The 19,001-nt window shown below is 67.8% G+C and carries 18 protein-coding genes; 12 read left to right on the top strand and 6 right to left on the bottom strand.

Annotated features, from left to right (window positions below; genetic code table 11):
- Positions 1-83: 83 nt before the first annotated feature.
- Positions 84-521 (top strand): Lrp/AsnC family transcriptional regulator, encoded by a 438-nt coding sequence (locus FB562_RS13495; protein ID WP_141881823.1) that lies wholly within the window; start codon positions 84-86, stop codon positions 519-521.
- A gap of 139 nt (positions 522-660) precedes the next feature.
- Here FB562_RS13495 and FB562_RS13490 read toward each other — a convergent pair whose 3' ends face one another.
- Together FB562_RS13490 and FB562_RS13485 are read right to left on the bottom strand one after the other, a co-directional pair.
- Positions 661-1,494, bottom strand: a complete 834-nt coding sequence (locus tag FB562_RS13490) for an alpha/beta fold hydrolase (RefSeq protein WP_141881822.1) — start codon at positions 1,492-1,494, stop codon at positions 661-663.
- A gap of 101 nt (positions 1,495-1,595) precedes the next feature.
- Positions 1,596-1,958: an ArsR/SmtB family transcription factor gene (locus tag FB562_RS13485; RefSeq protein ID WP_141881821.1), complete on the bottom strand. Its 363-nt coding sequence runs from the start codon at positions 1,956-1,958 to the stop codon at positions 1,596-1,598.
- A 100-nt stretch (positions 1,959-2,058) separates the two neighbouring features.
- On the opposite strand from FB562_RS13485, the gene FB562_RS13480 reads away from it, so the two are divergent.
- Together FB562_RS13480 and FB562_RS13475 are read left to right on the top strand one after the other, a co-directional pair.
- The gene (locus tag FB562_RS13480; protein WP_141881820.1) at positions 2,059-3,087 is read left to right on the top strand and encodes an isopenicillin N synthase family dioxygenase; all 1,029 of its coding nucleotides are present in this window, start codon (positions 2,059-2,061) and stop codon (positions 3,085-3,087) included.
- A gap of 378 nt (positions 3,088-3,465) precedes the next feature.
- On the top strand, positions 3,466-5,064 hold the full coding sequence (locus FB562_RS13475; RefSeq protein WP_141881819.1) for a phytoene desaturase family protein: 1,599 nt from the start codon (positions 3,466-3,468) through the stop codon (positions 5,062-5,064).
- On the opposite strand, the gene FB562_RS13470 is transcribed toward FB562_RS13475, so the two are convergent.
- Together FB562_RS13470 and FB562_RS13465 are read right to left on the bottom strand one after the other, a co-directional pair.
- Entirely contained in the window at positions 5,061-5,264 is a 204-nt protein-coding gene (locus FB562_RS13470; RefSeq protein ID WP_141881818.1) for a DUF1653 domain-containing protein, read from the bottom strand. The two genes, FB562_RS13475 and FB562_RS13470, sit on opposite strands and share 4 nt — an antisense overlap.
- A 214-nt stretch (positions 5,265-5,478) precedes the next feature.
- Positions 5,479-8,940, bottom strand: coding sequence for a proline dehydrogenase family protein (locus FB562_RS13465; RefSeq protein ID WP_141881817.1), 3,462 nt, complete (start codon positions 8,938-8,940; stop codon positions 5,479-5,481).
- Between the two features lie 131 nt (positions 8,941-9,071).
- Between FB562_RS13465 and FB562_RS13460 the strand changes: the two genes are divergently transcribed.
- A complete protein-coding gene (locus tag FB562_RS13460; protein ID WP_141881816.1) occupies positions 9,072-10,460 on the top strand; it encodes an FAD-binding oxidoreductase in 1,389 nt (462 codons plus the stop codon).
- 9 nt (positions 10,461-10,469) lie between these two features.
- Complete coding sequence (locus FB562_RS13455) at positions 10,470-10,721, top strand: hypothetical protein (RefSeq protein ID WP_141881815.1); 252 nt, start codon at positions 10,470-10,472, stop codon at positions 10,719-10,721.
- 47 nt (positions 10,722-10,768) lie between these two features.
- On the opposite strand, the gene FB562_RS13450 is transcribed toward FB562_RS13455, so the two are convergent.
- Positions 10,769-11,308 carry a thioesterase family protein gene (locus FB562_RS13450; RefSeq protein WP_185740591.1) on the bottom strand — a complete coding sequence of 180 codons (540 nt, stop codon included), beginning with the start codon at positions 11,306-11,308 and terminating at the stop codon, positions 10,769-10,771.
- Between the two features lie 109 nt (positions 11,309-11,417).
- Here FB562_RS13450 and trhO point away from each other — a divergent pair, with 109 nt between their 5' ends.
- The 6 genes from trhO to FB562_RS13420 all read left to right on the top strand — a co-directional run bounded on the left by trhO (position 11,418) and on the right by FB562_RS13420 (position 17,341).
- Positions 11,418-12,284 carry an oxygen-dependent tRNA uridine(34) hydroxylase TrhO gene (gene trhO, locus FB562_RS13445; protein WP_141881813.1) on the top strand — a complete coding sequence of 289 codons (867 nt, stop codon included), beginning with the start codon at positions 11,418-11,420 and terminating at the stop codon, positions 12,282-12,284.
- Between the two features lie 31 nt (positions 12,285-12,315).
- Positions 12,316-12,714: a DUF1304 domain-containing protein gene (locus FB562_RS13440; protein ID WP_141881812.1), complete on the top strand. Its 399-nt coding sequence runs from the start codon at positions 12,316-12,318 to the stop codon at positions 12,712-12,714.
- A 49-nt stretch (positions 12,715-12,763) separates the two neighbouring features.
- Positions 12,764-13,936 (top strand): ROK family transcriptional regulator, encoded by a 1,173-nt coding sequence (locus FB562_RS13435; protein WP_141881811.1) that lies wholly within the window; start codon positions 12,764-12,766, stop codon positions 13,934-13,936.
- A 170-nt stretch (positions 13,937-14,106) separates the two neighbouring features.
- Positions 14,107-15,195, top strand: coding sequence for an ABC transporter substrate-binding protein (locus FB562_RS13430; protein ID WP_141881810.1), 1,089 nt, complete (start codon positions 14,107-14,109; stop codon positions 15,193-15,195).
- A 110-nt stretch (positions 15,196-15,305) separates the two neighbouring features.
- Entirely contained in the window at positions 15,306-16,112 is an 807-nt protein-coding gene (locus tag FB562_RS13425) for an ATP-binding cassette domain-containing protein (protein ID WP_141881809.1), read from the top strand.
- Entirely contained in the window at positions 16,109-17,341 is a 1,233-nt protein-coding gene (locus FB562_RS13420; RefSeq protein ID WP_141881808.1) for a sugar ABC transporter permease, read from the top strand. The genes FB562_RS13425 and FB562_RS13420 overlap by 4 nt, the downstream gene beginning before the upstream one ends.
- A 67-nt stretch (positions 17,342-17,408) precedes the next feature.
- Here the strand turns inward: FB562_RS13420 and FB562_RS13415 are convergent, their stop codons facing one another.
- Complete coding sequence (locus FB562_RS13415; RefSeq protein ID WP_141881807.1) at positions 17,409-17,777, bottom strand: hypothetical protein; 369 nt, start codon at positions 17,775-17,777, stop codon at positions 17,409-17,411.
- Positions 17,778-17,906: 129 nt separating this feature from the next.
- On the opposite strand from FB562_RS13415, the gene FB562_RS13410 reads away from it, so the two are divergent.
- On the top strand, positions 17,907-18,932 hold the full coding sequence (locus FB562_RS13410) for a 6-phosphofructokinase (protein WP_141881806.1): 1,026 nt from the start codon (positions 17,907-17,909) through the stop codon (positions 18,930-18,932).
- Positions 18,933-19,001: the final 69 nt, after the last annotated feature.

Raw genomic sequence — 19,001 nt, 5'->3', positions numbered from 1 at the left:
GACCGGGCAAATTTTCGCGATTTCGCGCAGGGAATCTGCGAAAGACCCTAGGTACACACAAAAGATCACCGTAAAGTGGCGCCATGGACAAGCTGGACCACGGAATCATCAGCCTGCTGCGCCAGAACGCTCGCGCAGGCTATGGCGACATCGGCGCGGTCATCGGCCTGTCGGCATCCGCCGTAAAACGCCGCGTCGACCGGCTCGTCGCCGACAAGGTGATCCGCGGCTTCACCATCCAGGTCGACCCCTCGGTCGACGGCTACGCCACCGAGGCCTACGTCGAGCTGTTCTGCCGCGGCACTGTCGCGCCTGCAGAGCTGCGCCGGATGCTCTCCGACGTTCCCGAGGTCGTCGATGCGAGCACGGTCAGCGGCAGCGCGGACGCGATCGTGCACATCCGCAGCCGCGACATCACCAGCCTGGAGGCCGCGCTCGAACGCGTGCGGAACGCGCCCAACGTCGACCACACGCGCAGCTCCATCGTGCTGTCGCGCCTCATCCACAGGTCACGCGACTGAGCGGAGCCGCCCTCAGCCGTCGGCCGCAAGTATTGCCCGGCCGATCGCATCCGTCGCTACCCCTTCCGAGGCGTTTTCGGCGGAATGAGGCCGGCATCACCGGCTCACACCGCCGAAAACCCCTCGGACAACGCCGCCCTCAGCTCGCCAGGAACGCGAGCAGCGCCTCGTTGACCTCCTCGGCGTGCGTCCAGAGCAGCCCATGCGGGGCTCCCTCGACCTCGACATAGGTGGCGTCGGGCAGCAGCTTCGAGAACGGCCGGCCCGTGGAGTCGATGGGCAGGATCTGGTCGGCGGTGCCGTGCAGGATGAGTGTCGGCACGTCGATCTTGGGGATGTCGCCGCGGAAGTCGGTCAGCCAGGTCGGCACGACTCCTGCCGCCGCGAACCACGACGAGGAGGCCGCCACGTTCCAGCTGTTGCGCAGCGCCGCCTCGCTGAGGCGCGTGCCGAGCGTGTCATCCGTGTTGTAGAAGTTGGCGAAGAAGCCGTCGAACCAGGCGAAGCGGTCACCCGTCGCAGCCTCGAGGATGCCATCGAAGACAGACTTCGACACCCCCGTCGGGTTGTCATCCGTCTGCAGCAGGAACGGTTCGAGCGAGGCGAGGAACGCCGCCTTCGCGACGCGCGCAGAACCATGGTTCGCGATGTAGCGCGCCACCTCACCCGTTCCCATCGAGAAGCCGACGAGCACGGCATCCGTCACATCGAGCGTGTCGAGCAGAACGGCCAGGTCGGCGGCGAACGTGTCGTAGTCGTAGCCGGTGACCGGCTGGCTCGACTGGCCGAAACCGCGGCGGTCATAGGTGACGACCCGGTAGCCGGCCTTGAGAAGCGCGGCCTCCTGTCGCTCCCATGAGCGCCCGTTCAGCGGATAGCCGTGGATGAGCACGACCGTCTGGCCCTGCCCGTGGTCTTCGTAGAACAGTTCGATGGGGGTCGAGTTCTCTTGGCCGACGGTGACGAATGACATGGATGCTCCCTGCTCGCGGCGTAACGGGTGATGTCTCGGGCGACATGATCCTCGCGGAGCATCCGAATGGGCTGAGTATTACCTCGTGAGTCGATGAGGCGTCAGATGATCCAGCCGTCGCTGCGGAGGAAGGGGTCGTCGATGGCGTCGTCCTCGTCGAAGCTGGAGTCCCAGAACTCGCTGAATTCGCGGGCCCAGCGGGTGGCCTCCGCGATGGGGTCCGCCTCGAGGTGGCTGTAGCGGGCGGTGCCCTCCGTGCGGCGCGTGATGAGGCCCGCGGCTTCGAGCACTTTGAGGTGTTTCGACACGGCCGGCTGGCTGATGTCGAAGGGTTCGGCGAGCTGGGCGACGGTCGCGTCTCCGTCCCTCAACCGAAGCAGGATGGCACGCCGCGTGGGGTCCCCGAGGGCCGAGAAGACAGCGTTGAGCCGATCGTCCACAGAACCATAACCCTTCGGTTTCATTACCAGAAGATTAAGGATACTTGGATTGTCACCGTCATCCGGAGAAATCTCTGTCGCGTAACGCGGCAGCTTTTGATAAGCGCCTTTGTTACAAAGAAGTATGAGTGACCAGACCCTCCCCATCCTCGACCTCTCACGCCTGCAGCAGGGCCCCGAAGAGGCGGCGGCGTTCCGGCGCGAACTGCGCGAGGCGACGCACGACTACGGCTTCTTCTACCTCGTCGGGCACGGCGTCCCGCAGCGCCTCCTCGACGGCATCGTGTCGACCGCCCGCGACTTCTTCGCGCTTCCGGATGCCGACAAGATGGAGATCGAGAACCTCAAGAGCCCCCACTTCCGCGGCTACACCCGCATCGGTGGCGAGCTCACCCAGGGTCAGGTCGACTGGCGCGAACAGATCGACATCGGCCCCGAGCGTGAGGCCGTCGAGAAGGGCGCCGACGTGGCCCCCTACTGGGCACTCGAGGGCCCCAACCAGTGGCCGAGCGCGCTGCCGCAGCTGCGCGAGGTCGTCGACGAGTGGCAGGCGGCCCTCGAAGACGTCAGCATCACACTCATGCGCGCCTGGGCGGAATCGCTCGGCGCATCCCCCGACGTCTTCGACGACGCCTTCGCCCACAACCCGTCGACGCTGATCAAGATCGTGCGCTACCCGGGCCGCGACGAGCCGGAACCGCAGCAGGGCGTCGGCGCCCACAAGGACTTCGGCGTGCTCACCCTCCTCTACGTGGAGGAGGGCAAGGGCGGTCTGCAGGTCGAGAAGGACGGCGACTGGATCGACGCACCGCCCGTCGAGGGCGCATTCGTCGTCAACATCGGTGAGCTGCTCGAGGTCGCCACCGAGGGCTACCTGAAGGCGACCGTGCACCGCGTCGTCTCGCCCGGCCCCGGCCAGGAGCGAATCTCGGTGCCGTTCTTCTTCGCGCCCGCGCTCGACACGACCATCCCTGCGCTGCACCTTCCGCCCGAGCTGAAGGCGCTCGCACACGGAATCACAGCGGATGTCGTGGGTTCGCCCCTGTATTCGACGTACGGCGAGAATTCGCTCAAGAGCAGGCTGCGCGCCCACCCGGACGTCGCCGCCATCCACCACCCGGAGCTCGTGCAGCAGCCGGCAGCCGCCCACTGACCACTCGGCGGGATGGTTAGGCCGCCCGCATCCGCCGTCTGTGTGCTCGACCGTCTGTGTGCTCGGCAGGAGGAATGTGCCGACACCCCGCCGCCGGCCGCTTCTCGTCGGCGTGTCCCTGGGTTCTTCCTGCTGAGCGACTCGGGCGATGCACTCCAGCGCAGTAGATTCATCGGCGTGCGCCGCGGATGCCTCCGCCTCGCGACGGCCCAACCCGCGAGAGCAGCAGTGGCGCGCAGCGGCATTGCATGAGCCAGAGCGCGTAGCGATTTGACCGGTAACGAGCGTGTCGACCCCTCGCCCCCTGTCGGTTATCGCCCCGGTGGCGTAGCTTCTGGGCATGGACTTCATCGTGGCTGTCGCGGGTGGGGCCGGGCAGTGACTCCGGCAGGGCGCTATGACGCGGTGATCGTCGGCGGCGGCCACAACGGTCTCACCGCCGCGGCGTATCTCGCCCGGGCGGGCCGCCGCGTGCTGCTCCTGGAGCGGCTCGACCATGTGGGCGGCGCCGCGGTCTCCGCGCCCGCGTTCGATGGCGTCGACGCCCGGCTGTCGCGCTACTCCTATCTGGTGAGCCTGCTCCCGCAGCGCGTGATCGATGAGCTGGGCCTCGACATCCGTCTCGCCCGTCGGCGCTTCTCCTCGTACACGCCCGACCCGACCGATCCGCGGCGGGGTCTGCTCGTGGATGATTCCTCGCAGGACGCGACCGGCGCATCCTTCGATCGCATCGGCGCTCCACCCGAGGAGGCGGCCCTGTTCGCCGAGTTCTATGAGCACTGCCGCGCGCTCACCGAGGTGCTGTGGCCGAGCCTCACGCGGGAGCTGTCCACGCGCAGCGAGGCGCGGCAGGCGGTGGCGGATGCGGGGGCCGAGCGGGTCTGGCAGGCCATGATCGAGAGACCCATCGGCGAGGTCATCGCCGAGCATCTCGCGAATGATCTCGTTCGCGGGGTGGTGCTCACGGATGCTCTCATCGGCACTTTCGCCCGCGCCGAGGAGTCGAGCCTGGTGCAGAACGTCTGCTTTCTGTACCACCTGGTGGGCGGCGGCACGGGCGAGTGGGATGTTCCGATCGGCGGCATGGGCGCGGTCACCGCGGAGCTGGCCCGTGCGGCATCCGAGGCGGGGGCGGAGCTTCTCACGGGCGCCGAGGTCGAGTCGGTGACTCCGGATGGCGCGGTGCGCTACCGCCGCGACGGCAGCATCCACGAGGTGCAGGCCGACCGCATACTCTCCGGTGTGGCTCCCGCTGTTCTCGAGCGTCTGCTCGGCGAAAGCGTCCCCGTCACTACTGGCGCGCATCCGTCACGGCAGGAGGGAGCGCAGGTGAAGGTCAATCTGCTGCTCTCCCGGCTGCCGCGACTGCGTGACGAGAGCGTCACACCGGAGCAGGCGTTCGGCGGCACCTTCCACGTGAACGAGACCTGGCAGCAGTTGGCCTCCGCCTATGAGCAGGCGGCGGTGGGGAGCGTGCCCAGCCCGCTGCCCTGCGAGATCTACTGCCACACGCTGGCCGATCCGAGCATCCTCTCTCCGCAGTTACGGGATCGGGGTGTGCACAGCCTCACGGTCTTCGGTCTGCATGTGCCGTCCCGGCTGGTCACGGAGGAGAACAACGAGCGGCGGCGGGCCGAGCTTCAGGTCGCCGTGCTGGCCTCGCTCGACAGTGTGCTCGCCGAGCCCATCGAGTCGCTGCTGCTCACCGATGCGCACGGCAGGCCTTGCATCGAGACGAAGACGACGCTCGATCTCGAGCGCGAGCTGGGTATGCCGTGTGGCAACATCTTCCACGGCGGGCTCGAGTGGCCGTTCCTGGAGGACGATGCGCCGCGCGACACAGCGGCCGAGCGCTGGGGCGTGGCGACGCGGCATCCGCGCATCCTGCTCTGCGGCTCCGGTGCCCGACGGGGTGGCGGGGTCTCCGGCATCGGCGGACACAATGCCGCGATGGCGGTGCTCGCCGAAGACGGTTAGTTGCTCAGGCGCTCGAAGCGCGCGACCTCCTGCCCGTCGACGATGGTCGTGCCGAAGAACATGTCGCGCGGTCGCACCCACAGTTCGCCGGCAGGCGAGCGGTACACGACCAGCTCCTCCTCCGTCTCGCTGTGCCGGGCGACGCCGACGACCGTGTAGATGCCGCCCTTGAAATGCCGATACGTGCCCTCGATGTTCATGCCGCAACGATAGCCGCGGCACCCCTCGTCGCCCACCGGACACTTGGCGACACACCCGCCCCTCAGACGAGTACAGGCATGTCGCGAAGTGTCGGGTGGATGCGTCGCCCGCGGGCAACCCGTTGGTGCCGGTCTCGAGACGATCGCGCTGGGGCGCGATCCCTCGACCAGCGGACTCACCGGCGGGTTGGGGAGCGAGGAACGAGCGCCCCTCCTAGAACTCGAGCAGCGCCATCTCGGGGTCGGGGTTGCCGTAGCGGTGTGCGGTGATGCTGACGGATTGTGCGCGCAGGAACGGCAGCAGTTCGAGCCTGCCGGATGTGGTGACGGGCCCCGCGAACAGCGCCACCTCGGGCGCGGCGGCGAGCACTGTGGCGGTCGCGCCGGCATCGCCGCCGATGAGGCGGATGTGCGGGGTGCGCACGTCGCCGGCCTGAAGTCTGGCGTGCCAGCGCGCATCCGTTTCGATCACGACGCTGTCGACGCGAACGGGTGCCGCCGGATGCCCGAATGCGGTCACAAGGCCGGAAGCGATCGGTTCGGCGCTGCTGATGGAGATCGGGGCGCCCGCCCGTGCAGCTGCCGCGATGACGCGCACGAGCTGCGCCTGGGAGGCGCCTTCTGCGAGCCGGATGGTGGTGGGCGCGGGCAGGTACCGCTGCACGTTGCGCTGTGCGGTGAGCCCGGCCGGGTCGGTGGCGGCGTAGTGCTGCTGCCAGGCGATTTCGTCGCTTTCGGCGCCGGCGCGCACGAGGTCGAATTCGGCGAAGCCCATCGCTGGCTGTGCGGCCTCGATGATGCGTCTGGCTTGGTCGTCGACGCCGCTGAGGAGCACGTTCTGTCGGGGTTCCGCGAAGACGGGCCTCCATTGGCCGTAGCTGAGCAGGTGGTCTGGTCCGCCGGCTGCGTGGCCGGCGCCGCGCCATCCGCCGATGGGCTGCCGGCCCACCTGCAGGCCTGTTGTGGCGCGGTTGACGACGACGGTTCCGCTGTCGACCCGGTCGACCCAGTAGGCGATCTCTTCGGCGTCGAGCGAGTGGATGCCGGCGACTGTGCCGCGCCCGGCCGCCTGTACTTCGATGGCCTCTTCGAGGGTTTCGACGGCCACGAGGCCGAGAACGGGCACGGGTGGGGCGCTGCGGGCGAAGGCGGCGTCGGGTGTGACGCCGTCGCGGATGCCGGGCGACCAGTGCCGCGCCTCGTCGTCGGTTTGGGTGGGCCGCAGCAGCCAGGTTTCTTCTCCGTCGAGCGTGGTGAGGGCGCTGAGCGCGCCTCCGCGGGCGGGGTCGATGAGCGGCCCGATGCCGGTCGTCGCTTCGTTTGCGGGGCCGGGTCTGCGGGTGGATGCGGCGTCGACGAGTTGCCGCCGGAAGCTCTGCGATTCGGCGACCGATCCGACGAGGATGGCGAGTTTCACGCTGTCGCGGCCCTGCCCGGCGTGCCCGTATGCACTGGCGACGAGGTCGGCGACGGCGAGGTCGGGGTCGGCGCTGGGTGTGACGATGATCGAGTTGACCCCGCCCGGCTGCGCGAGCGGCGGTCGGTCGGGCCGCCAGGAGCGCATCAGGCGCACCGAGTCCGCGTCGCCGCTGAACACCATGTTCTGCGCTGAGGGGTGCGCGACGAGGGCGCGGGCGAGTTCGGGTTTCTCCGGCACGACGAGCGACAGCAGCTCGGGGTGGGCGCCCGCCTCGTGGAGGGCTTCGACGACGATCGCGGCGCTGCGGCGCGCCTGGTGCGCGGGCAGAACGATGACGGCGCTGCCAGCGGCGAGCGCGGCGAGCGCCGCCCCTGCGGTGTCGGCGATGGGGGTGATGGCGGATGGCGCGACGACGGTGAGCGTGCCGGGTTCGAACTCGGCGTTCTCGACCTGTTCGAGGCCGGGCGCGAGGAGCGCGTAGTAGTGGGCCAGGTCGACCGCGCCGCTGGCTTCGATGTCGGCTTCGGCGAGGGTGCTGCCGACTTCGGAGACGAGGGTCTCGATGAAGCGGCCCCTGTAGGCGGCGAGCACGGGGGCGGCTTCGCGCAGCAGCCCGGCCCTTTCTGTTGCGGGCCGTTCCGCCCAGGCCGCGCCTGCGCGCATCCGTGATTCGATGACCCGTTCGAGCGCTGCTTCGTCGTGCACTGCGGATGCTGTCACGAGCGCGCCGCCCAGACCGGAGCTGCCCGCGCGGTACAGCAGTTGGCGCCCCCACGCCCTGTTGGCGGCGATGGAGGGGTCGGTGTCGGCGCTGTTGCTGAAGTCTTCGCTGCTCTTGCCGAGCACTTCGTCGACCGGGTTGGATCGGTCCTGGGTGCGGTTGGTGGCGGCGACGGGTTCGTCGAGGCGGGCGAGTGAGGCCCTGAAGCGGCCCGCTTCGCGGTCGAAGAGCGTGCTGTCGTCGGCGAGCGAGAAGACTGCGGACATGAAGTTGTCGTCGCTGGCGTTCTCTTCGAGCCTGCGCACGAGGTAGGCGATCGCCGACCCGAATTCGGCGGAGCGCACCACGGGCGTGTACAGCAGTACCCCGCCGACGTGCCGTCGCACGACGTCGGCCTGGGCGGGTGCCATGCCGAGCAGCATCTCGAATTCGATGCGGCCGATGACGCTTCGCGCCTGGGCCAGCTGCCAGGCGAAGGCCACGTCGAAGAGGTTGTGACCTGCGACGCCGATGCGCACCGCATCCGTGCGTTCGGGAGTGAGCGCCCAGTCGAGCATTCTCTTGTAGTTGGCGTCGGTGTCGAGTTTGCTGGGCAGGGTGGCGAGCGGCCAGTCGTGCAGTTCGGCGTCAACCCGCTCCATGGCCAGGTTGGCGCCTTTCACGAGGCGTACCCGGATGCCCGCACCGCCTGCAGCACGGCGCGCGGTCGCCCATTCGGTGAGGCGTTGCTGGGCTCCGAGTGCGTCGGGCAGGTAGGCCTGTACGACGATTCCGGCTTCGAGTCGTTCGAGCCCGGGTTTCTCGAGCAGGGTTGTGAAGACGTCGATGGTGAGGTCGAGGTCGCGGAATTCCTCCATGTCGAGGTTCACGAATTTGGTCGACGGGGAGTTCGCGGCGAATTCGTACAGCGGCGTGAGCCTGTCGACGACCCGCCGCACTGTCTCGTCGTAGGCCCACAGGTTGGCTTTGCCTGCGATGGCGGAGACCTTGACGGAGACGTAGTCGACGTCGTGGCGGCCGAGCAGTTCGAAGGCGCCGGCGAGTCTGCGGTCGGCTTCTGCTTCACCGAGCACGGCCTCACCGAGCAGGTTGATGCCGAGGCGCACGCCTGTGCTGCGCAGTTGCTGTAGGCGCTTGTCGAGGTGGCGCGGGTCGGCGTCGAGCACGAGGTGGCCGACCATCCTGCGGAACACGGCGCGGGCGATGGGCACGACGAACCACGGCAACAGAACCGCGAATCCGCCGCCCAGCTGGATGAAGATGCGCATCCACAGGGGCAGGAAGCGGGGCACCCGCCGTGAGAGGCGTTCGAAGTTGCGTCCGGCGACGCGCAGGTCGGATGGCCGGATGACGCGGTCGACGAACCCGATGGTGAAGTCGAGGCCGTGGGGGTCCTTGAGCAGCCCGGAGAGGCGCTCGGCGGAGGGGTCGGCGACGGTGTCGGCGCTTTCCGCCAACCAGCGACGGACGGTGTCGATTGTCACGTCGGCGAGTTCGGCTGCGCGGACGGGGGGCTGCGAAGCAGACTGCTGCATGGTTGACAGGGTACTGGCGGTTTCCTGAGAACGGATGTCTCACGCCCCACTTTCGGGGGCCATACCGCGTGTTCTCCGAGATCGCCTCGAAACCCCTTCTGAGTGTCGGCGCCAGGGGCTACCGTGTCCCCATGCCCGCGAACCCTCCCGCCCTTTCTCCTGATCTCGTCGCCGCACTCGCCTCCCGGGTCTCCGGCCCGGTCCTGACTCCGTCCGATGAGGGCTTCGCGCAGGAGGTGGCCGGGTTCAATCTTGCGATTCCCTTGATTCCGGATGTCGCGGTGGGCGCAAACTCGCAGGCGGATGTCGTCGAGGCGGTCCGCTTCGCCGCTGCGAACTCCCTCCCCCTCCGCATCCACGCGACGGGCCATGGCACCCATCACCCGATCTCCGATGGGGTGCTGCTGGTCACCCGACGTCTGAACGCGGTCTCGGTCGATCCCGAGACTCGCATCGCCTCGATCGGCGCGGGTGCGAACTGGGCCGATGTGACCGCCGCGGCAGCGCCGCACGGTCTCACCGGCATCCCGGGGTCGTCTGTCACGGTGGGCGCCGTCGGTTACATCCTGGGCGGCGGGCTCGGCCCGCTCGCACGCAGCCACGGCGTCTCGAGCGACTGGGTGCGCGGTTTCACCGTTGTGACGGCGAGCGGCGACGTGGTCGAGGCGAATGCCGCGGAGCATCCGGATCTGTTCTGGGCTCTGCGCGGCGGCAAGGGCGGGCTCGGTGTCGTCACAGAGATGCGACTGGAATTGGTGCCGTTGGAGTCTGTCTATGCGGGCTCGCTTTTCTTCGCCGAGGAGCACATCGAGGCGGCCCTGCGCGGCTGGATCGAGTGGTCTTCTTCGGCTGACGACTCGGTGACGACGTCGGTGGCGGTGGTGAACTTTCCGGCATTCGAGGCTGTTCCGGAACCGTTGCGGGGTCGCCGCGTGCTCACTCTGCGGTTCGCCCATCCCGGCGATGAGGCAGAGGGCCGCAGGCTTGCCGCCCCGCTGCGCGCTCTCGCCCCGGCGCTCATCGATGCGATCGGCGTGCTGCCGACCTCGCAGTTGCGCCTTATCCACAACGACCCCGATGAGCCGGGCAACGGGTGGAGTGCCGGCGCACTTCTGAATGACCTCGATCAGGCTTTCGCCGACGCCCTGCTCGCTGCGGTGGGGCCGGGCACGAACAGCCCTGTGATCGCCGTCGAGATTCGCCACATGGGGGCGGCAGCGGCGCACGACGTCGCGGGCGGTTCGGCTGTCGGCGGCCGCGATTCGGGTTTCACGCTCTCCGTCATCGGCGTTCCCGATCCGTCGCTCTTCGACTCGGTGCTTCCCGCCTTCCATGCGGGCCTGCTCGCCTCGCTCGACGAATGGGTGTCGCCCGAGACGACCATCAATTTCGCGGGCGATCCGCACGACCGCGAGTCGTTCGAGAGCGCCTGGCCGCCGCTCATCTTCGAGCGTTTGGATGCTGTACGCCGCCTGTACGACCCCTCCGGTCTCTTTACCTACGGGCCACCTGCTGGTTAACTCGCCTGTATGACCTTCGACCCCTTCGAGAATCAGGGCGGCGCTGCGGCGTGGGACCCGGATGCTGCGGCGGCGTCGAAGAAGGCCGCCGACAAGCTATTCGCCTCAGCGGAGGAGGTCGACAGCGCTCCCCTCGAGGGGGCCGACACGTCCGACACGTCCCCGCTCGGAGGACCCGCGTCTGACGAGCCCGCGCCCGGCACGGAGGGCGACGAAGATCTGCGCCGCGACGAGAACGGCGAGGGCACCGACGAGGCCTGACCGCTCCGCATGGCCACGGGCGCGGCTTGAGTCACCAGCTGCTTGAACTACCAGATGCTCGGCGCGGCCGCTTTCGTGGCGGGCAGTGAGACGGCGGCGACCCAGTCGGCGACCCACTCGGGTGGCCGCAGTCCGCTGATGTCGACGCCCAGAACATCCGCGAGTTCGCCCAGCGAGACGGTGCCGCCGCTGCGCTTGAGGAAGCGGCCGCGCACGAAGCCCTCCGCGTAGATCTCGCCGTCGACGACGAAACGCTGTCGGATGTACACGGCCTTCTCGTCGTAGCCGTCGATGCGGCTCTCGAGGGTGTACCGCTGCCACGGCTGCAGCGACTTGCGGAACGTCATCGTCTCGTTCGCGACAACCGGATAGATACCGTGCTTCATCATCTGCGCCCAGGCGCCTGAGCGGTGCAGCAGGTCGAAGCGGCCCAGATCCATGAGCGAGAAGTAGACGCCGTTGTTGACGTGCCCGAGGGTGTCGAGGTCGTTGGGCATGACCCGCATGGCGACTCGGCCGACGTCGTGCACTCCGAGCCTCGCGCCGCGGCGGGACTTCAGCCAGATGAGGAAGGTGCGAAGAAACATGTTCACGGCCAGAACGCTAACGCTGGTGACGACCGAATGGGCAAAGCGTTGTCGGGTCCCCACAACGGCGCCCATCCGATGTCCTGCCGCTGTCGCTTAAACTCGGGTGGTGTCTGTGCCGAAGATCCTGCTGTTCTACTGCTTCACGCCGCTCGCCGATCCTGAGGCGATCCGCCTGTGGCAGCGCGACCTGTGCGAGTCGCTGGGTCTGGGTGGGCGCATCCTGCTCTCCCCGCACGGCATCAACGGAACGGTCGGCGGCGAGCTCGCCGCGGTGAAGCGTTATGTGCGCAAGACCCGCGAGTATGCGCCGTTCTCGGGCATCGACTTCAAGTGGAGCGAGGGCACGGGCGACGATTTTCCGCGGCTCAGCGTTCGAGTGCGCCCCGAGCTGGTCAGCTTCGGCGCCCCCGACGAGCTGCAGGTCGATGAGGGCGGAGTGGTCGGCGGCGGCGAGCGCCTCACCCCCGCCCAGCTGCACGAGCTGGTCGCCCAGAAGGAGGTCACCTTCTTCGATGGTCGCAATGCTTTCGAGGCTCAGATCGGGCGATTCGCGGATGCTGTGGTGCCCGATGTGGAGGCGACCCGCGATTTCGTCGCCGAACTCGACAGTGGCGCGTACGACCACCTCAAGGGCTCGCCGGTCGTCACCTACTGCACGGGCGGCATCCGCTGCGAGGTCCTGTCGAGCCTGATGGTGAAGCGCGGGTTCAGCGAGGTGTACCAGCTGGATGGTGGCATCGCCCGCTACGGCGAGGAATTCGGCGATTCGGGCCTGTGGGAGGGTTCGCTGTACGTGTTCGACAAGCGCGGTTCGGTGCAGTTCTCTCCGGATGCCGCGGTGATCGGCGAGTGCCATGCCTGCGGTGCGCCGTCGAGCAGCATGCGCAACTGCCACGATCTGTCGTGCCGAACGCAGCTGGTGGTGTGCGAGGCGCATGCCGAGTCTGCGGCCTGCCCGGAGCATCCGCATTGACGCGGTTCGCCTGCGGATGCACACTTACCGGATGAACCCGCTCCTGCTGCTGGGCACGATCGCGATCGCGATCGCCGGCCTCTTCCATATCGCCATCTTCATGCTGGAGAGCGTGCTCTGGTCCAAGCCGTCCACGTGGCGGCGTTTCGGCGTCCGATCGCAGGAGGAGGCTGACGTGGTCGCGCCCATGGCCTACAACCAGGGTTTCTACAACCTGTTTCTCGCGGCCGGAGCGCTCGTGGGTGTCGTTCTGATCTGGCTGGGCTCGCTGCCGGATGCGGGAGTGGCGGTGGCACTGTTCGCGGCGGCGTCGATGGCGTTGGCTGCGCTCGTGCTGCTGTTGAGCAACCGCAGGCTCGCCCGGGCGGCCGCGATGCAGGGCGCGCTTCCTCTCCTGGGTGTCATTCTGGTGGTTCTCTCGCTGCTGTGACGTAAGTGGGGGTGGCGCTCACCCCACTGCGTGCCTGTATCTTGATCTCGTGACGACGAAGAGGACGACACCGGGGTCCCAGACTTCACTTCGTGAAGCCAACAGGGCCAGGCTCGTCGATGCCGTCAAGCGCCACGGGGGCCTCACCCAGGTTGAGCTCTCCGGCGCGACGGGGCTGTCGCCGGCGACCGTGTCGAACATCGTCAAGGAGCTCTCGGCATCCGGGGTTCTTCACACGACTCCCAGCACGCGCAGCGGTCGACGTGCGCGCCATGTCACGCTGGCGCGGGGCCTCGGCCTTGTCGTCGGAGTTCATTTCTCGACTCGGCACATGCGCATTGCGCTGTCGGATGTTGCTCACACGATCGTCGCCGAGCACAGCCTTCCGTTGGCCAAGGATCACCGTTCCGACAACGAGCTCAATCGCGCGGCTCGGCTCATCTCGGACATGCTCGAGTCGGTCGAGGCGGGCATGAGCGAGATCCTCGCGGTCGGCGTCGCGCTCCCTGCCCCCATCGATGTGCGCACGGGCACCATCTCGCGCACGGGCATCCTGCGCGGATGGGATGCGGTGCCGGTCGCCGAGGTCATGGAGAAGCGTCTCAAACGGCCCGTCTTCGTCGACAACAACTCCAATCTCGCCGCACTGGCGGAGTTGCGGTCCGGTGCGTTGCGCGGCAGGTCGAACGCCGTCTATCTGGGCATCGACGACGGTATCGGGGCGGGCCTGGTCATCAATGGTGCGGTGTTCCGCGGCCACAACGGCAGCGCGGGCGAGTTCGGTCACATGACGATCGATGAGAACGGTGCGCTGTGCCGGTGCGGCAATCGCGGATGCCTCGAGACCTTTGTCGGCGGCAGCGCCATCCTTGAGGGCCTGCGGGGCTACCATCGCGGTCTGAAGCTGCACGATGTGGTCGTGCGTGCCGTGGCGGGCGATGACCGTTGCATCCGGGCGATCGCCGATGCGGGGCGCCACATCGGCATCGCGACCGCCAATCTGTGCAACATCGTCGACCCGGAGCGGATCGTTGTGGGCGGCGAGCTTGCGAAGGCCGGCGAGTTGCTGCTCGGCCCGCTGCGGCACAGTCTCGAGCGCTCGGTGATCGTGGCCCCCGATGCGATGCCGGAGCTCGTGCCGAGTCAGCATGGCGCGAGGGCGGATGTGCTGGGTGCGGTCGCATTTGCGATCGACCATGTCGAGATCGGCGGTGAGGACTGAGCTCAGCGCAGCTCCTCGGTTACCACATCGTTATCGTTGATTCGCCGCTCTCACGGCGTGCCCCTCAGAATGGTGTCAAACTCGTTGCCTTCAAGACTTGACGGCAAGAAGCCTATGGTGGGATGCTCGCTTCACCGCCAACGAGGGCGGCCATACCCGGAGGTTTTTCAATGAAGATCGCCACCAAGAGAGCGGTGACCGCAGCATCGGCGCTCCTGCTCCTCGCAGGAACGCTCACGGCCTGTTCGACCACCGACAACGGCTCAGGAGGGGACGGCGCCGGAGACAGCTCCAAGAAGATCGCCCTTCTCCTTCCCGAGTCCAAGACCACCCGCTACGAGGCCTACGACCGACCGCTTTTCGAGGCGAAGGTCAAGGAGCTTTGCGCCGACTGCGAGGTCATCTACTCGAACGCCGACCAGGATGCCGCCAAGCAGCAGCAGCAGGCGGAGTCCGCACTCACGCAGGGCATCGCCGTCATGGTGCTCGACCCGGTCGACTCCTCGGCCGCGGCCAGCATCGTCAACTCGGCAAAGGCACAGGACGTGCCCGTCATCAGTTACGACCGCCTCATCAACAGCAGCGACCTCAGCTTCTACCTCTCGTTCGACAACGAGAAGGTCGGCGAACTGCAGGGACAGGCCTTCGTTGACAAGCTCGCCGCCGACGGCAACGCATCCGGCGACATCGTCATGATCAACGGCTCGCCCACCGACAACAACGCAACGCTCTTCAAGAAGGGCGCCCACAACATCATCGACGCAAGCGACTACAAGGTCGTCGCAGAGTTCGACACCCCCGACTGGAGCCCCGACAAGGCCCAGGAGTGGATGGCCGGACAGGTCACGCAGTTCGGTGACAAGCTTGTCGGCGTCTACGCGGCCAACGACGGAACCGCTGGTGGCGCCATCGCCGCCATGAAGGCCGCCGGCGTCACCCCGCTGCCGCCCGTCACGGGCCAGGATGCGGAACTCCCCGCCATCCAGCGCATCGTCGCAGGTGACCAGTTCATGACGATCTACAAGGCCCTCAAGCTCGAGGCCGAGACGGCCGCGCAGCTCGCGGTCGACGTCGTCAACGGCACGGCACTGAAGGGTGAGAGCGCCGACACCAACGGCGTTCCCACCACGCTGCTCAACCCGGTCGTCGTCACGCTCGACAACATCATGGACACCGTGGTGAAGGACGGCTTCTACAAGGTTTCCGACATCTGCACCGCGGACTACGCAGCCGCCTGCACCGCAGCCGGAATCAAGTAACCACCATCCGGTTGGGGTGCGCCATCCCGGCGCACCCCAACCGCTTGTACGACGACCGCACCTCGGCTGCGCTTTCGCGCATCCGGATCCACCAGGAAGAGGCACGCATCGTGACCGCCGCCACACCGACCGCGCAGGACGATGATCTTCTCGTCTCCCTCCGCGGCATCAGCAAGAGCTTCGGCGCCGTGCAGGCGCTCAGCGACGTATCGCTCGACATCTACCGCGGCGAGGTGGTCGCCATCGTCGGCGACAACGGCGCAGGCAAGTCGACCCTCGTCAAGATCCTCTCCGGAGTGCACCCCGCCGACTCCGGCACGATCTCCCACCGCGGCCACCCCGTCTCGATCACGAGCCCGGTGGTCGCCCAGGAGCTCGGCATTGCGACCGTCTTCCAGGATCTGGCCCTCTGCGACAACCTCGATGTCGTCTCCAACCTCTTCCTCGGCCGCGAGGTCGGCTCGCTCGCCCTCGACGAGGTCGAGATGGAACAGCGCTCCTGGACCCTGCTGCGTGAACTCTCCGCCAAGATCCCCTCGGTGCGCATCGCCATCGCATCCCTCTCAGGAGGCCAACGCCAGACGGTCGCCATCGCGAGGTCCCTCGTGGGCGACCCCGAGATCATCATCCTCGACGAGCCGACGGCCGCCCTCGGCGTCGCGCAGACCGCCGAGGTCCTCAACCTGATCGAGCGCCTGCGCGAGCGCGGCCTCGGTGTCGTACTCATCAGCCACAACATGGCGGATGTCCAGGCCGTGGCCGACCGCGTTGTCGTACTCCGCCTGGGGCAGAACAACGGCGACTTCCGCGTGTCGGATGTCAGCTACGAGGAGATCATCGCCGCCATCACCGGCGCAACAGACAACGCCGTCACCCGCCGGGCCTCATCCCACAGCAGCGAGGGAGCCACCTCATGAGCACGACCTCAACCCCCGCGACTCCGGCAGAAGCCCAGGGCAATCGCAGCATCGGCGACGCCTGGGCGGCCTTCCGCGCCCGCACCCGCGGCGGCGACCTCGGGGCACTTCCCGTCATCGTGGGCCTCGCCATCATCTGGACGGTGTTCCAGGTGCTCAACCCGACGTTCCTCTCGGCGCCGAACCTGGTCAACCTCGCGCTGCAGTGCGCGGCGATCGGCACGATCGCCCTCGGCGTCGTGCTCGTGCTGCTGCTCGGCCAGATCGACCTGTCGATCGGTTCCATCGCCGGACTCGCCGCCGCGATCCTCGCCGTCGGCTTCACCCAGCTCAGCTGGCCGCTGCCGGTCGCGATCCTCGCGGGCCTTGCGGTGGGCGCGCTGCTCGGCGGGCTCTACGCCTTCCTGTTCACCCGCTTCGGGGTGCCGACGTTCGTGATCACGCTCGCCGGCCTGCTCGGCGTGCTCGGCATCCAGCTGTGGGTGCTCGGCAAGCTCGGCTCCATCAACCTCCCCTTCGACTCCTGGATCGTGCAGTTCGCGCAGCAGATGTTCCTGCCCGCCTGGCTCTCCTACGTGCTCGTCGGCGTCGCCGGTGCCAGCTACATCGGGTCCCGGATGCTCAGCGCCCGTCGCAGGGAGGCTGCCGGCCTGAGCTCGACATCGGCAACGGAGATCATCATCCGCGGGGTGCTGCTCGTCGCCGCACTCGGATTCGCGGCCTGGTACCTGCACACCAGCCGCGGTATCGGCCTCATGTTCCTGCTGTTCGTGGTGCTCGTCATCGTCATGGACTACGTACTGCGCCGCACCCGCTTCGGGCGCTCCATCTACGCGGTCGGCGGCAACGTCGAAGCGGCACGGCGTGCAGGCATCCGGGTCAACCGTGTCTACATCTCCGTGTTCATCACAGCGACGACGCTCGCCGCACTCGGCGGCCTGCTCGCGGCGGGGCGCCTCGCGGCGGCCAACCAGTCCAGCGGCGGCGGCGACACCAACCTCACCGCCATCGCTGCGGCCGTCATCGGCGGCACGAGCCTCTTCGGCGGACGCGGCAGCGCCTGGTCTGCGCTGGTGGGCATCGTTGTCATCCAGTCGATCGCGAGCGGGCTCACCCTGCTCAGCCTCGACTCGTCGGTGCGCTACATGATCACGGGCGCCGTGCTGCTGCTCGCGGTCATCATCGACTCGCTGTCGCGCCGCTCGCGGGCGCTCCACGGCCGCGCCTAGCAACGGTTGCTCGCGGGTTGAGGAACGAGCGTCTCGAAACCTCACCCGCGAGCAACCAGCACTACACCTACCGGCAGCTGACCTTTGTGCCGTTGTCGAGTTTGTGCACACCCGGCGCCAGCCCGTCGCAGGGGCCCTGCAGCATGCCTGACATGAGCACCGCGACGGCGGCGACGACGACCAGCGCGACCACGACCACACCGATCAGGATGGCCGGCGTCTTCGATTTCGAGCGAGCGGATGCGCTCGGGCCCCCATCATCGATGCTGTCGTCGAAGACCGACGGTGAGGTGTCGAGGTCGTCGTCGATCGTCTCGACGGATCCGGTGTCCACAACCTCGGCATCCGTCTCGGATTCCGAAACCGCCTCGTCGACATCCTGCGATGCCGCAGGCTTGCCCTTCTCGCTCATCTTGAACCCCCCAAGGTCAGACACGACTAGGACGCGATACGGGTCGCGTTGGCCAGACACTACAGCGCCCTGCGGTCGAAATCCAGAACTTTTTTCGGCAACGGGGGCTGCTCGACTCGCGCGGCAGGCCTCGACTCCACCAAGATGGGTGTCATGCGCATAGGAATTCTGACGAGCGGCGGCGATGCACCCGGGCTGAACGCGGTCATCCGCGGTGCCGTGCTCAAGGGCGACAAGGAGTACGGCCAGCAGTTCGTCGGCTTCAAGGCCGGATGGCGGGGCGTCGTCGAGGAGGAGCTCGTGCCGCTCGGCCGCCACGAGGTGAAGGGCATCAGCAAGCAGGGTGGCACCATCCTCGGAACCTCGCGCACGAACCCCTTCGAGGGCCGCGGTGGCGTCGATCGCATCAGCGAGGTGCTCGAGCGCAACGAGATCGACTCGATCATCGCGATCGGCGGCGAGGGCACCCTCGCCGCGGCCAAGCGCCTCAGCGATGAGGGCCTGCCCATCGTCGGCGTGCCCAAGACCATCGACAACGACATCTCGGCGACCGACTACACCTTCGGTTTCGACACCGCCGTGCAGATCGCGACGGATGCCATGGACCGTCTGCGCACGACCGGCGACTCCCACCAGCGGTGCATGATCGCTGAGGTCATGGGCCGTCACGTGGGCTGGATCGCCCTGCACTCCGGTATGGCCGCGGGTGCTCACGCCATCCTCATCCCCGAGCAGAAGACCTCCATGGAGGAGATCCTCGGCTGGGTGACGAGCGCCAACGACCGCGGTCGCGCGCCCCTCATCGTCGTCTCGGAGGGCTTCGCCCTCGACACCATGGATGACACCCACCACGAACGCGGCCTCGACGCCTTCGGGCGCCCACGCCTCGGCGGCATCGGGGAGCACCTCGCCCCCATGATCGAGGAGGCGACCGGCATCGAGACCCGCGCCACCACGCTCGGCCACATCCAGCGCGGCGGAACGCCCAGCTCCTACGACCGGGTGCTCGCCACCCGCCTCGGCATGGCGGTTCTCGATCTGGCGCGCGACAAGCGCTGGGGTCAGATGGTGGCGCTGCGCGGCACCGATATCGTCGACGTGCCTTTCGAGGATGCCCTCGGCAAGCTCAAGACCGTTCCGCAGGAGCGCTACGATGAGGCCTCGCTGCTCTTCGGCTGACGCCATCCGGAATCACAGTTCGCTCACGGGGTAACCTGCGGCGTTTCTGGTGCCGTACCCTTAATGGGC

The sequence above is a fragment of the Homoserinimonas aerilata genome, assembly GCF_006716125.1.
Taxonomy (GTDB): Bacteria; Actinomycetota; Actinomycetes; order Actinomycetales; family Microbacteriaceae; genus Homoserinimonas; species Homoserinimonas aerilata.
Note: the sequence above shows the minus strand (reverse complement) of the source record. Positions and strands in the feature narration are given on the sequence as shown.